At 57.2% G+C, this 15,810-nt stretch carries 6 protein-coding genes; 3 read left to right on the top strand and 3 right to left on the bottom strand.

Annotated features, from left to right (window positions below):
- Nucleotides 1–11: 11 nt before the first annotated feature.
- A complete protein-coding gene (locus tag HDF14_RS11350; RefSeq protein ID WP_183976648.1) occupies nt 12–2,513 on the bottom strand; it encodes an ATP-binding protein in 2,502 nt (833 codons plus the stop codon).
- Nucleotides 2,514–2,887: 374 nt separating this feature from the next.
- Here HDF14_RS11350 and HDF14_RS11345 point away from each other — a divergent pair, with 374 nt between their 5' ends.
- A complete protein-coding gene (locus HDF14_RS11345; RefSeq protein WP_183976646.1) occupies nt 2,888–3,583 on the top strand; it encodes a metal-dependent transcriptional regulator in 696 nt (231 codons plus the stop codon).
- Between the two features lie 56 nt (nt 3,584–3,639).
- A complete protein-coding gene (locus tag HDF14_RS11340; protein ID WP_183976644.1) occupies nt 3,640–4,968 on the top strand; it encodes an Nramp family divalent metal transporter in 1,329 nt (442 codons plus the stop codon).
- A 141-nt stretch (nt 4,969–5,109) separates the two neighbouring features.
- Here the strand turns inward: HDF14_RS11340 and fumC are convergent, their stop codons facing one another.
- Both fumC and HDF14_RS11330 read right to left on the bottom strand, forming a co-directional pair.
- The gene (gene fumC / locus HDF14_RS11335) at nt 5,110–6,570 is read right to left on the bottom strand and encodes a class II fumarate hydratase (protein ID WP_183976642.1); all 1,461 of its coding nucleotides are present in this window, start codon (nt 6,568–6,570) and stop codon (nt 5,110–5,112) included.
- Between the two features lie 80 nt (nt 6,571–6,650).
- Nucleotides 6,651–8,366 (bottom strand): NAD-dependent malic enzyme, encoded by a 1,716-nt coding sequence (locus HDF14_RS11330; RefSeq protein ID WP_183976640.1) that lies wholly within the window; start codon nt 8,364–8,366, stop codon nt 6,651–6,653.
- 592 nt (nt 8,367–8,958) lie between these two features.
- On the opposite strand from HDF14_RS11330, the gene HDF14_RS11325 reads away from it, so the two are divergent.
- On the top strand, nt 8,959–15,810 hold a 6,852-nt coding region (locus HDF14_RS11325; protein WP_260698200.1), incomplete at its 3' end, for an MBG domain-containing protein.

Here is a 15,810-nt window from a genome sequence, read left to right as displayed (position 1 = left end):
CGTAGTATTCCTTATGTCAGATTTGCTCGCCGCAAGAGATCGTTTACGAAGCGCTGCGCCTCCGGTTTTACCCGCAGCCCGGGATGTTCGGGATCCAACTCGATCAAGCCCAAGGCAGTCAGGCGCTCGGTCCGGCCTCGGCTCTTGTCCTGCGATTCGCACAGAACCTCGGCTAACTCCTCCTGAGTCAGTGAGCCGTGTTCCTGAATCACGAGCAATGTGAAATGGTCTTCCTGCGCGAGCTCGCTACGAAATAGGTTGAATGAAGGATCAAGCGGTTGGCGAATATGAATCGTATCGCCTTCGACGCGTTCGATCGAGCTGAGCCAAAGCTCGAATGCAGAGCGAAAGATGCCTTCCGACTGCTGCAACAGAGAGTCGAAGAAGAGAGTTTGTGGCGAATCCTCAATGCCAACCCATCGCTTCGCTCGATTTACCCTCGGATCTCCTGCCGGCGGAGGCGCGAATTCCAACCGCAGCCCGGAGAGCCGATGCCTCTCCAGAATCGCGGTTTCAAGATCGCTTCGGGAGACGCTCATGGCATTGATCCGGTGTGAGAAGACTCGATGAAGATACGTCGCGGCATCGAGCATACGAAACGACCTGTCGTTCATCACGATAAGCCATAAGGTCGTCGCAGCGGTGCGATGGATCAAGTGCATGAGATGATGAACCACTGCAAAGCCGTCCACCGTTCTCACGAAAATTCGCTCACCTTCTTCCAAAATGAGAATGCGCCGTTCCGATGCGAGCCCTTCCAGCAGATCGGCGTCATCGCGCAATCCCAGCAACGAACGAAGAAATGCATCCAGTTGTTCCGGGCGGAGCAGCCGATCGTTAAACTCCGAGCGAATCAAGCGATGGTCAGCAAGTGTTTCTCGCACAGCGCAATTCAACAGGCTCGTCTTGCCGCTACCTCGCGCCCCGATCAGCAGACATGCTGCAAATCTTCCTGCCTCCCAATCTGTTACAGCCTGATCGATACCTGCCAACTCCTGATCGCGACCCACTAGAAAGCGGCGGTCCTCCACTGGAGCCAACCGAAAGAGCAATCGATAGAGCGGAGGCAACTCGCGTTTTGCTGCCGGAAGCTCTAAGGTATCCCGAAGGGTTGTCCGTCGAATCACCGCGGGCAAAACGGGATGAGCCGGTACTCTGCCTCCCACTGACTCCATCGTGCGTTCTACGCGACTCCTTACCCATTGGACGCCTCGTAGTAGAGCTGTCCGGCTTTGCAATCGCAACATTTCCGCAGCAGTCGGAAGAAAACTCCGAGCGCGCGGACGCCGTAGGAAGGCAAACCATCCATCCTGGTTCGCTTCGAGCATGAGCGAACCGGCCTGATGCCATCTCCAGAATGCTTCGACCGCTTCTCGATTCAGTTCTTCGACCGGAACCAGCGTGAACTCCTCGACGAGTGAAATCGTCGCGTTCTGACGCGCCTCTTCGATGAGCTGCGATGCGTCACCTGGCCGGTTCAGAGACGTTTCGCCCCAATAAGCGATAATCTCCTTCGATTGCTCCGCGTCACGCACCACGCGCGCGGTCATCTGCCAGGAATGTTCAATGAGCCCGCGCATTCGTTTGCGCGCATATGTATCGAAAGCCCTTAAAAATCGAGAGTGAATCGCGATGCGCCTCAACCGTGGGCGAAGGCCGCCTACCAGTAATTCCGTCCGTTCGGCCAGCTTAAGGCGAGCCTCGGATTCAATCGGAAGAGCCCATCCGCGCAGGCGTTCCTCTGGTGTGATGAGGGCAAAACTACTGTCCTGAGCCAGATCGAGTGGTGCGCCCTCTTCAAGCCATCGCAACGTTGCGGCTTTGTACGAGCGGGCTTCTTCACTCTCCCGATGAACATCGCCGATCAACGTCTCGCTCGCAGAAAACCAGGTTAGCGTAAGGTTGCGCCATGCCATCTCGACTTGGAGCGTCTCAAGCAATGCACGATGTTGCCGCCACCATAAGTCGTTTCTCGGATCTCTTGATGCTTCCTCTCTCTTTTTCTCTTCGCCTATCGCCTTTTGTGCCCACCGGGCATAGTGATCGAGAACTACCGAAGCCTCTTTGTTGTGCGCCTCGCGACGCTTCTGCCATGACTGCGACTCGGCAACATTGTTTCCAACGCGGAAGATGCGCCAGAGTTCGGGAAGATCAAGCGCCGTCGCAATCAAGATCCGCTGCAACTTCCTATCGATTCGCGACCTGGCATTGAGTGCGCGAGTAGATATCTCCGGATCGCGCATACTGAGCGCATCAAGTGCGCTCTTAATAGGCTGCAATTTGAGAAAGCGCTCAAGAGGGGCCATCAAAAGTTGCCGGCTGGTTTCCTCGTACCATGCGCGCATATCCTGCAGATTCTGCAGATCGGCAGGAGCCTGCTTACCGACAGCCGCGGCTTGAGCTGCTCCGTCAGTACAACTCCTCAGATCCTGCCATGCCGTCCGAAGCTTAAGGACGAGGCGATCGGCCGCGTTACGTGGAGACTGCGTCGCTGGTTCGGACGAGGTTGCCATAGGACGTCTCGGAGAAGCATCCGTGCTTTGAAATAGTCGACAAGCGAATGATGGTTAGCCTGACAAACCCAAAGTTACAAAAAACAGGTTTACGACACTTCTGAGTGCGCATGATGCTGAGTGGCCCACTTGAAATCGCGCCGTCTAACCAACGACTACATCTTCCACGACGCAGACGAATGAACACGACCGTTCGACCGATTTTAGCTCTCTTGAAGAAAGCTAATGAATAGAAGATGAACTTACTGCCTTGTGGTTAGCATCTTGGCTGCCCTAAGGGCGACATTACAAACCCGCAAAACTCTATCGATATAACCACTGCGAATTGGAAACCCACGGTGACAAATTCGGTTTACCATGGTTAACTTGCATTTATGTCTCAGGGAATGACCATTTCGAGGGAAGACTATCTTAAGGCCATCATTGAAGCCGAGAGCGAAGGACACACGGTCATCCCAGCTTTGCTGGCGCAATGGCTGAAGGTCTCTGCACCCGCAGTCACCAAGGCCGTAAAGCGGCTGCGAGAAGACGGATATCTTGAGGCAGGTAGAGAAGGAGCGCTGAAGCTCAGCGCGAAAGGGCGAGAGGCAGCTCACCATACAGCGTTGCGCCACCATCTCGTAGAACGAATGCTTTCTGAGATGTTCGGCATGGAGTGGCATCAGATCCACGCGGAGGCGGAACGTCTGGAACACGCTATCTCGCCCGCATTCGAAGCCAAGCTCATCGAAAAATTGGGGAAAGACGGCGATTGTCCCCACGGCAACAAGGTCCTTCCTGAAACTCCGGACCAAATTAAACGGCGGGGACTGGTCGCACTTTCTGAAGCTCAACAAGCGACGGACTATGTTGTGGCGAGCCTATACGAACGCGACTCACGGCTCCTCGAATTTCTTCACAAACTTGGTATTGGACCAAAGATCACAATTCGCGTACTGGAACGCAACTACGACGATACGATGCTGGTAGCAACTCCTAACGGTCCTGTGACTCTGGGTCAATCCGCCGCAGGCAGGGTCTGGGTACGCCTCAAAACCGGTGATAAACCTAAGCAACATAAAAATTATTAACCTGCGTTAACATGCTGTGGCATAATATGTTTAGGCATAAGGTGCCGACGCCAATCATGCCCCCTGTTCTAGAGCTCGACCACCAGCAACGGCCGTCCCTGCCAGACGTGTTTTCTTCCGTCCGGCTTACACAGTCGCGCGGGTTCTGGCGGCGTATCCTGGGATTTTTGGGCCCAGGTTTCCTGATTTCCGTTGGATACATGGACCCAGGTAACTGGGCGACCGATCTCGCGGGTGGTTCCCGGTACGGCTACACTCTGCTTTTTGTCATCATGATCTCGAACCTGATGGCGATCTTGCTTCAGAGCCTCGCTCTCAAGCTCGGTATCGCCTCTGAGAGAGATCTAGCGCAGGCCTGCCGTGAGACTTACAGCCATCCTACAGCTATCTTTCTCTGGTTGTTCGCGGAAGTCGCGATTGGCGCATGCGATCTTGCCGAAGTGATTGGCTCGGCGATTGCTCTCCAACTGCTCTTCCATATTCCACTTTTGATCGGCGTCCTCATCACCGGGACAGACGTTTTGCTGATCTTGCTTCTCCAGAATCGAGGATTCCGTTACCTCGAAGCACTGGTGATCACACTCATCGGCACAATCGCAGTTCTCTTCGGCATCGAAATCTTCCTCTCTCGCCCCGAGTGGCAGGCCATTACGCGCAACCTTGTCATTCCGTCCGCAGCTATCGTCACCGACCCGAAGATGCTGTACATCGCAATCAGCATTCTCGGAGCGACGGTGATGCCGCACAACCTCTACCTCCACTCCTCTATCGTGCAGACGCGTGACTATAAGCGGACGTCAGAAGGAAAACGAGAGGCAATCCGGTTTGCGAACATCGACTCCGCGACAGCACTGATGCTCGCGCTCTTTGTGAATGCGGCCATTCTGGTGCTAGCCGCTGCGGTCTTTCATAAAGGTGGCCACTCCGAGGTTGCAGAAATAGGCGACGCCTACAAACTCCTCACGCCGATGTTGGGCTTCTCCGGCGCAAGCACCATGTTCGCTCTCGCACTGCTGGCTTCGGGACAGAACTCCACCATCACCGGTACGCTGGCCGGACAGGTCGTCATGGAGGGTTTCATTCATCTCCGGCTCGCGCCATGGTTGCGCCGCCTCATCACACGTTCTCTCGCGATTATTCCAACTGTGATCGTGACCTTCCTGTATGGCGAACGCGGTACGGCAAATCTCCTCATCCTCAGTCAGGTCATCTTGAGCATGCAGCTCAGCTTCGCCGTATTCCCCCTGGTCGCATTAACTAGCGATCAAAAGACGATGGGCGAATTCGTCAATCACATCTGGCTCAAATATTTGAGCTACGCCGTTGCATCCATGATCGCCGGACTCAACATCTGGCTCCTTATACAAACTTTCCGCGGCCGCTAACCCTGCAGCATTGGCAGTTAACCTGGAATGCCTCAGACCTCCGCAATTGCTACCGGTCTTGCGATTGCAATGGCAGTGACTCTACCAAATTGGTGTCGACACACACAAGCGCTCGGATCGTAGCCTGAGCCCTCAATGTCTTCATCCAATCGCGATGTTAGTTACTGAAAAGACCATCGTCTTCGGATCGACCACACGATTAAAAGTTTTTTCATCGATCCATCCAGTCGCCAGCGCCGCCTGCTTCAAGGTCGTCTCCTCATTGAGTGCTTTATGAGCAATCCTGGACGCCTTGTCGTATCCAATCACGGGGCTAAGCGCAGTCACCAGCATCAATGAATTCTGCACAAATTGCGCGATACGTTTTTCATTCAACGTCGTCCCTTCGACCGAGAAGACACGGAACTTCTCACACCCATCGGCAAGGATCCGTGCCGAATGTAGAAAGTTGTTGATAATGATCGGTCGCATCGCATTCAATTCGAAGTTGCCCTGTGAACCTGCGAAGGCCACAGCAGAATCATCTCCGATTACCTGAATGCAGATCATTACCATCGCCTCGCACTGCGTCGGATTTACCTTGCCCGGCATAATCGAAGACCCAGGCTCATTGGCTGGCAACACCAACTCACCAAGCCCGCAACGCGGACCAGAAGCTAGCCATCGCATATCATTGGCAATCTTCATCAGAGCAACAGCAAGGGAGCGCAAAGCTGCATGTGCGTTCACCATCGCGTCGAGCGAACCCAGCGCCGCGAACTTATTCGGCGCAGTAATGAAAGGTAGCCCCGTCAACTCCGCAATCTTCGCGGCAATCTCTTCGCCGAAGTGAGGGGGAGCATTCAGTCCCGTACCAACCGCCGTGCCCCCCGCAGCCAACTGATAGATTCCTCCCATCGAGTAATCAATCAATGCAATGGCATCGCGAATCTGAACAGCATAGCCAGACCACTCCTGCCCGACCGTCAGGGGCACTGCGTCTTCCAAATGTGTTCGCCCGATTTTGACGACATCGTGCCACTGCTTCGCCTTCGTCTCAATCGCCGTCGCCAGGGCCCCCACCCTCGGCAGCAGATACTTCTTCACCTCAAGCGCACTGGCGATATGCATCGCCGTCGGAAAGGTGTCATTGGACGACTGCGCCATGTTCACATGGTCATTCGGATGAATCGGGACCTTGCTCCCCAGCTCTCCCCCAAGCAGTTGGATCGAACGATTGCTGATCACTTCATTGACGTTCATGTTCGACTGCGTCCCAGAGCCCGTCTGCCACACAAAAAGCGGAAATTCACCATCCAACTTTCCGGTGATCACTTCGTCCGCAACTGTCGAGATCGCATCGGCCCTCCACTGATCGAGTCGCCCTCCAGCCGCATTCACCTGAGCAGCCGCTTTCTTCACATAGCCATAAGCGTGATACACCTGCTTCGGCATGTGGTCGTCCCCAATGGCAAAGTGAATCAGCGATCGCTCGGTCTGAGACCCCCAGTAGTGATCTGCAGGAACCTCAACCTCACCCATCGAGTCCGTTTCTCGCCGCTTCCCTGTCGCACCCAACCCTATCGGAACCTGCTTCAGTTCATACGCTACTTGTGTAGCCATATATCACCTCACTCGGGCTTTAGCCGCCAGCAGCCAATCCTTCCGGGTCAGCGGATCCACTCTCGGCCTGAACCGCTGCGCTAATTGCTCAACCGCACGTACGGCCGATAAACCGGTTCCCAGACATATTGGCGGAGTTCCTTCTCGAATGACTTCTCATCAGCCACTCCTGCAAGTCCTTCCGCAATCGCCTGTTTCCCAACAGCCTCCGCAACCGGCAGGCTGACCTTGCGAGAGTCTGTGATCGGAGGCAAAAGCGACGCTTCTCTGTTCTTCAGCGTCGGAGAGAGAGCCGCGAGAGCCTTCGCAGCGGCCATAATCATCGCATCCGAAACGTGCTTTGCCTTCGACGTCAGAATCCCAAGAGCAAGACCTGGAAAGATATAGGAGTTGTTCGTCTGGGAGAACTCCACGGTCTTTCCGTTGATCTCGGTTGGAGGGAATGGGCTTCCCGTGCCAATCAAAGCTCGCCCATTCGTCCACTTCGTAAGGTCTGCGGGGGTAGCTTCACTTTTGGATGTAGGGTTCGACAAGGGGAAAATAGCCGGACGATCTGTATGCTTTGCCATCTCACGCACAATCTCCTCAGTAAATGCCCCCGCCTGACTCGAAACTCCGATTAGCACCGTCAGCTTCGCATTACGAACCACATCCGCAAGCGAAACCTGTTCCGAACCGGAAAGTGTCCACCCCTCCAGATCCGACTTCTTCCGCGCATAGCGCACCTGATCCGACCGAAGGCCCGCCTGCCCTGCAAGGATCAACCCGTACCTATCCAGCGGGTAAAACTGCTTATGTGCGTCTTCCTCGCTCAACCCACCTTCTTTCATCGCGGCAAGAAGCAGATTGGCAATGCCGATTCCAGCTGAACCGAAACCGAGGAAACCGATTCTCTGTTCTTTCATCGGAATGCCGGTCGCCTGTACCGCTCCCAGCACAGTGGCCGTCGCCACCGCCGCCGTTCCCTGAATGTCGTCGTTAAAGGTGCAAAGCCGGTCGCGATACCGCTCGAGCAAGCGGTTGGCATTCGAGCCGGCAAAGTCCTCCCATTGCAGAAGAATATGTGGCCAGCGCCGCTTCACCGCCGACACGAATGCTTCCACGAAGTCGTCATACTCCTGTCCCCTCACTCGCTTATTGCGCCAACCAATATAGATAGGATCCTTCAGCCGCTCCTCGTTGTCCGTTCCAACATCGAGAAGTATAGGCAGGCAGTGTTCCGGATGAACCCCGGCGAGCGCCGTATATAAAGCCATCTTCCCGATCGGTATTCCCATGCCTCCGGCCCCCTGATCACCGAGACCGAGAATCCGTTCACCATCACTCACAACGATGCACCGCACTTTGTCATAGCGTGGATCGGCCAGCATCTGGTCGATACGTTTTTTGTTGGGATAGCTAATAAAGAGGCCGCGCGGCTTAAGCCAGGTCTCACTGAATCGCTGGCACCCTTCACCCACCGTAGGGGTATACACGATCGGCAAAAACTTCTCGACGTTCCCAGTAATCAGCGCATAGAACAACGTCTCATTCGAATCCTGCAAGTTGCGCATGAAGTTGTAGCGATCAAAACTGTTCGTCTCTCCGTCAAAAGCTTTCATGCGGCGTTCCAGCTGATCCTCCAGGGTACCCACATGCGGTGGCAGCAATCCGTGGAGTGCAAACGCATCTCGCTCCTCCTCCGTAAACGCGGTCCCCTTATTCAGTGCCGGATGAAGGAGAAGATCGTAGCCCGAGAGCCTGGCCTCCACAACTTCGGCCTTAGCCGAGCTTCCTAGCGTAGATGATGAGTCCATTCGATTCCTCTCTTTCTCGGCCGCAACGGAGATAAACGAAGGCACCCAACAACTCGTCTTCGATGCGGGCTGTCTGCTGTTATATTCCCTTTTTCGAAACTCGTGCTTTGGTGGAATTGTCATTTTTTTGCGCAGCCTCTTAATTAAGCCTCTCCATTTAAAGGAAGCGCACCCTCATCTTCCGAGCCGACTTTCGGTAACCACTACCTACACTTCTGTGTGACTCCGCAAAAAATGTTTTCCCAAGTTGGGAAAAAACCCCCGCGTTTTGCGGAATTTCTGCTGACACCTTTGGACTATGGATGCTAATCCCCAGCTAGTTGATTCTAGTGAGGAGCAAAGGAGGCCCAATAACTCTCTTATGCGATTCGATTCTCTATCGGCGAACACGTTGGGCTGATAAGAACGGCACAAAAAAGTTCTTGGTTCTCTTCAGGCTCTAGCAACACCAAAAAAGTTCTCGCTCAAAAAGTCTTCGTAGACAACAACGCACGAAATCGGAGGTGGCTACAAACCACCCGAAATTTTGCGTAAGAGCACCTGTCTGTCTGAAAAGTCTTCCTGTCTGTCATTGGTCGTCACGGAGATACGAATGTCGTCACACTGCTCTACCTCTAGTCGTTGCTTAGGCAATCAAAAGTTCGGCTCGCGTTCTTTCTCACGTGCTTTCTCGACCGTGCTCGCCCTGCTTTTGGCGACTGTAGCAACGCCTGCCAGCCTTGCTCTGGGCGCCGCAACAACGACGGGCCTGACATTATCTTCAGCTTCCGTTGCCAGTGGAACCGTCGTGACCTTCACAGCCACTGTTACGACGACCGATTTAAGCACACCTATCTCCCCAGGTTTGGTCACTTTCTGCGATGCTTCGGCTGCCTTCTGCGTAAACTCAGCCGTCCTTGGAACGGCACAACTGACCGCCGGGGGCACCGCAGTCATGCGTTTTGTGCCCGCCATCGGAAACCACAGCTACAAAGCCATCTTCAGCGGCACCAATCCGTTTTTTGAAACCAGCACCTCCTCTTCGCAACCCCTCACCGTAACAGGGACCGCTTACACAACTACGACAACCCTCACCAGCGCTGGCACCGTCAGCAACTATGTCCTGACCGCTTCTGTCCTGGCCAGCAAAGGTGGGATGCAACTCGCTCCTGCCGCCCCGGTGTCCTTCCAGGACACCTCGAACGGCAACTTCGTCTTCGGCACCGCGCCATTGGGGACACCAGTAGGCACGCAGACATTCCCTGCTGCCACGTTTACCGGAGCCTTCACATCAACTCCGCCGCGAGGCGCAGCTCTGGGTGACTTTAACAACAACGGCACTCTGGACATCGCCGTTGCCTCCGGAAACGTCGTCAACATCTTCCTAGGCACTGGCACCGGCACCTTCGCCGCTGCAACTGCGCTGACCGCTGGAACGACCCCAACCGGTGTAGCCGTTGGCGACTTCAACAGCGACGGCATTCTCGATATCGCGGTAACCAACGCTGGCAGCAACAATGTAAGCATCTTCCTGGGCAAGACAGGCGGAGGATTCCAGGCAGCAGTCAACTACGCCGCCGGAACCGGACCAGTCGCGGTCGCTGTCGGCGATTTCGACAATGATGGAAACGCCGACCTGGCCATCGCAAACCAGACCAGCAACAACGTCACCATTCTTCTCAACAATGGCCACGGAATTTTCAATCAGGCTTCCGGCTCTCCCATCGCCGTTGGCACAACTCCCACCAGTCTGATCGTCTCGCACTTTAACACCACCGGCGCTAATCTCGATATCGCTGTAACCAACAAAGGCTCGAACACCGTCACCATTCTCGAAGGCAATGGCACAGGTGGTTTCAGCCAGCCCACGGGCTCCCCGTTCGCTGCCGGAACCTCTCCCTTGGGCCTCGTCGCCGGAGACTTCGACGGCGATGGGAGAATCGATCTCGCCATCAGCAGCTCGGGCGATAACACGGTCAGCATCCTTCTTGGTGACGCGACCAAAACCTTCAAAACAGCCGTAGCCTACGCTGCCGGAACTGGCCCGACCGCAATCGCTCTCGCAGACTTCAATGGAGACGGGATCGCCGACCTGACGGTCGTAAATCCAGCCGGAACCGGCAATCAGACGCAAAGTGTTCTGCTTGGAAACGGAGACGGAACTTTTGGAACCCCCGCCAGCTTCTCGGTTGGAGTCAATGGAACCGCCACTCTGGCAGGAGATTTCAACGGCGATGGATTTCCAGACATTGCGACGCCAACGCCAAACCCCACTTCGGGCAACGGTAAAGTCTCGATCCTGCTCGACCAGATAAGCCAAACCGCGAAGGCGATTCTCAACACACCCAACGTCCCTGAAGGAGCAGCCAACACACACAGGGTCGACGCGTTTTATCCAGGAGAGACCTTCTTCAAGGCCAGTACCTCCGGCACAATAAATCTCACCGGAACCCCTATATCAACACTGACGCTGCTTGGAGCCAATCCCTCTACCAGCAGTTTGGGCCAGCAGGTTGTGCTCTCCGCGACACTCACACCCTTCTCTCTAGGGAACTACAAAACCGACAACGAACTCATTACCTTCTTGAACGGCGCCACCGTACTGGGCACCAGCAGGCTTTCGAGTGGTGTCGCAACACTCAACGTGACGTCCTTACCCGGCGGCATCGATAGCCTCACGGCAAGCTACAACCTCACCAATACCGACGCGAATTTTGTAGCCAGCACCTCTACGGCCGTGAACTATTCGGTTACGAAGGCAACTCCTGTAATCACCTGGCCCACTCCAGCCCCCATCAACTACGGCACGCTGGTCTCCCCCGCACAAGAGAATGCAACAACGACTGTGGCGGGAACATTTGCGTACAGCATCGCACCTTATACGCTGCTGCCAATCGGCACTTACACGCTGAACGTCACCTTCACGCCGAGCCCCGCAAACAGCGCAAACTACAACGGTGCGACCAGCAGCGTTACCCTCGTCGTCAACCAGGCAAACCCGCAGATCAACTGGCCGTCGCCCGCGCCCATCACCTTCCCCACGCCGTTGAGCAACATCCAACTCGACGCGACGGTGGCCGTTTACACTCCGGTCCCGTTGGCCTCGTACTACAACCTCAACGCTATCAACTCCGATGGCAGGACCTTTAGCGGCGGCTTCGACCAAAGCGGCAATTCCTACTCGGCGAATTTGCTGGGAACTACCGTCACATGGAACAACATCACCTATCAGTTGGGACCTGCCAACGCCCTTGACGCAGTTGCGGCTCTGAATGGCTCAGGAACAACGCTGACTATCCCCCTTCCGGCCGGATTCTATGCCAGCATTAATCTGCTTGGAGCGATGGTCAACAACACGACCGCGGCCAACCCATTCATCATCACCTATACCGACGGAACAACCACGACCGTTACGCAGAGCCTGAGTGACTGGGTGTTCCCACTGAACTATCCCGGGGAGTCGGAAATCACTTGCGTCCCCTACCGCAACACCTCCGGTGGCGGACAGGACGCCCACTTGACCTGCGTCTATGGCTATTCGATTCCACTCGATAGCACAAAAATTGCTGCGAGCATCACGCTTCCCGCATACAACGGACCAGGGGACGTCTCGATCCTTGCCATGGACATGGTCTCTCCTCCCATCCCAGGCAATCTCGTTTATAACCCCGTATCTGGCACCGTTCTGCCGACAGGAGAGAACACTCTAAACGCCAACTTTACCCCGACTAACACAACCAACTACACCCCCGCCTCCGCATCCGTACCACTGCTCGTCAATCCAGCAAGCTCGACCGTAATCGTCTGGCCAACGCCCGCCCCAATCACATACGGCACCCCGCTCAGCTCCACACAACTCAACGCTGTCGCCGAGACGACTCCAAGCGTCACTTCCGTCTCTCTCTCTTCCTACTATCGCGTCAACGCCTTCCAGTCGAATGGATCTGTGTTCTCAACCGGAGGCTTCGATAACGTCGGAAACGCTTATTCCTCCAATCAGGTCGGCACCTCCATCACCTGGAATGGCCAGACCTACTCTCTCGGACCTGCGAATCTTCCAGACGCCGTTACAAGCACAACCATCGCACTTCCTCAGGGTGTCTTCACCGGTCTAACCATGATCGGCGCTGCGACTACAGTCGGGCAGACCTCGCAACGTTTCACCATTACCTACACCGATGGAACCACCGCATTCGCAACGATAAGTCTTGATAGCTGGACACCGACCACTCCCTTCACTCCCGTCACTGGCGAAAGCATCGTTTCCACCACGACGATCAGAAACACCGGCAGCGGCAGTTCCACCGCAGGAACGACCTATCTCTACGGGTACCAAATTCCACTCGATGGCACGAAGACTGTCCAGAGCATCACTCTTCCGAACAACCGTAACGTTGTCATCGTGGCGATGGCGCTTAACACCGCTGCGACCCCGACCGTCATCCCAGGCAGTTATGTCTACACCCCGCCTGCCGGTACAGTTCTTCCCGCCGGGACCAATACACTCAAGGTCCAGTTCACCCCAACCAATCCGACATATGGATCGGCCACAGGTTCGGTCAACATCCTTGTCACCAAGCAGACTCTGCTTTTCACGGCTAACAACGAAACCGCTGTCTACGGAACAGCCGTTCCCCCTTACACCTACACCGTAACTGGCTACGTCAACGGCGATACCGCCTCGACCGCATATACCGGCAACCCCACTTTGACGACCACTCCGGCGTCCCCCACCACGGTCAACAACTACACGATCACCGCTGGCCTCGGAACGCTCGTGTCATCAGACTACAATTTGACCTTCGCAATAGGAACGCTCTCGATCACCAAGGCGACCCCCGTCATCACCTGGGCGAATCCAGCCAACATCAACTACGGTACTGCGCTTGTTCAAGCTCCGGCCGGCCAATTGAACGCGACCGCTTCAGTTCCAGGCACCTTCTCCTACAGCCCAGCCGCAGGCACCATTCTCTCTGCAGGCTCCCACACTCTCACCGTCACCTTCACCCCCACTGACACTACCGACTACACGACTGCAACGGCGTCTGTTCAAATCATCGTCAATCAACGTACGCTGACGGTCACCGCCGCGAGCTACACCATCCCCTACGGCACGGCGGATCCCACCTACACGGCCACCATCACCGGCTTCGTCAACGGTGACACGCAATCAACGGCGACCACCGGCTCTCCATCGCTGACCACTACCCCAGCAGCCCCCTCGACTCCGAATCTCTATACCGTCACCGCCGCCGCCGGCACGCTCGCCTCGACCAACTATTCCTTCACCTACGTCAATGGCTCTCTCACCATCACCAAAGCAACACCAACCATCACCTGGCCCAACCAGAGCGCGGTCTACGGCACTGCCCTGGGATCGACGGCCCTGCAGGCCACCGCCACCATCGCCGGCACCTTCACCTATAGCCCCTCGGGCGTCTTGAACGTAGGCCCGGCCGTCCCGGTCATCGCCACCTTCACCCCCACCGACACCCTCGACTACGCCGGCTCCTCTGCCACCGCACAGATCACCATCACCCCGGCAGTCCTCACCGTCACCGCCAGCAACGCCACCCGCGCCTACGGCGCAGCTGACCCTGCCTTCACCGACACCATCACCGGCTTCGTCAACGGAGACACCACCGCCTCCGCCACCACCGGCGCGGCATCACTCACCTCCACCGACACCCCAACTTCCAAGGCGGGGACCACCTACCCGATCACCGCCGCCGCCGGGACGCTCGCCGCCAAGAACTACACCTTCATCTACAAGCCCGGAACCCTCACCATCACTCAGGCCACTGCCTCGGCCTACACCATCACCTGGCCCAACCAGAGCGCGGTCTACGGCACTGCCCTGGGATCGACGGCCCTGCAGGCCACCTCCACCATCGCCGGCACCTTCACCTATAGCCCCTCGGGCGTCTTGAACGTAGGCCCGGCCGTCCCGGTCATCGCCACCTTCACCCCCACCGACACCCTCGACTACGCCGGCTCGTCCGTCACCGCACAGATCACCATCACCCCGGCGGTCCTCACCGTCACCGCCAACAACGCCACCCGAGCCTACGGCGCAGCTGACCCGGCCTTCACCGACACCATCACCGGCTTCGTCAACGGAGACACCACCGCCTCCGCCACCACCGGCGCGGCATCGCTCACCTCCACCGACACCCCAATTTCCAAGGCGGGGACCACCTACCCCATCACCGCCGCCGCCGGGACCCTCGCCGCCAAGAACTACACCTTCACCTACAAGCCCGGAACCCTCACCATCACCCAGGCAACCGCCTCGGCCTACACCATCACCTGGCCCAATCAGTCCGCGGTCTACGGCAGTGCCTTGGGATCGACGGCCCTGCAGGCCACCGCCTCCATCCCCGGCACCTTCACCTACAGCCCGGCGGGAGTCTTGAACGTAGGCCCGGCCGTCCCGGTCATCGCCACCTTCACCCCCACCGACACCCTCGACTACGCCGGCTCCTCTGCCACCGCACAGATCACCATCACCCCAGCCGTGTTGACGGTCACCGCCAACAACGCCACCCGCGCCTTCGGCGCCGCTGACCCCGCCTTCTCCGCCACCATCACCGGCTTCGTCAACGGAGACACCACCGCCTCCGCCACCACCGGCGCGGCGTCGCTCACCTCCACCGACACCCCCACTTCCAAGGCGGGGACCTCCTACCCCATCACCGCCGCCGCCGGGACCCTCACCGCCAAGAACTACACCTTCACCTACACCGCAGGAACCCTCACCATCACCCAGGCCACCGCCTCCGCCTACACCATCACCTGGAAGAACCAGACCGCCGTCTACGGCACCGCACTCGGCAGCACCAGCCTCACCGCCACCGCCTCCATCCCCGGAACCTTCACCTATAGCCCGGCGGGCGTCTTGAACGTAGGCCCGGCCGTCCCGGTCATCGCCACCTTCACCCCCACCGACACCCTCGACTACGCCGGCTCCTCTGCCACCGCACAGATCACCATCACCCCGGCCGTGTTGACCGTCACCGCCAACAACGCCACCCGCGCCTTCGGCGCCGCTGACCCCGCCTTCTCCGCCGCCATCGCAGGCTTCGTCAACGGAGACACCACCGCCGTCGTCTCCGGTTCCGCCGCCCTGACCTCCACCGACACCGCCACCAGCCCCGTAGGCACCTACCCGATCACCGCCGCCGCCGGGACCCTCACCGCCAAGAACTACACCTTCACCTACACCGCAGGTACCCTCACCATCACCCAGGCCACCGCCTCCGCCTACACCATCACCTGGAAGAACCAGACCGCCGTCTACGGCACTGCCTTGGGATCGACGGCCCTGCAGGCCACCGCCTCCATCCCCGGAACCTTCACCTATAGCCCCTCCGGCGTCCTCCAGGTCGGCCCCGCCGTCCCGGTCATCGCCACCTTCACCCCCACCGACACCGCAGACTACGCCGGTCAGGCCGCCACCGCACAG

It is taken from the genome of Tunturiibacter gelidiferens, assembly GCF_014201335.1.
Lineage (GTDB): Bacteria > Acidobacteriota > Terriglobia > Terriglobales > Acidobacteriaceae > Edaphobacter > Edaphobacter lichenicola_E.
Note: the sequence above shows the minus strand (reverse complement) of the source record. Positions and strands in the feature narration are given on the sequence as shown.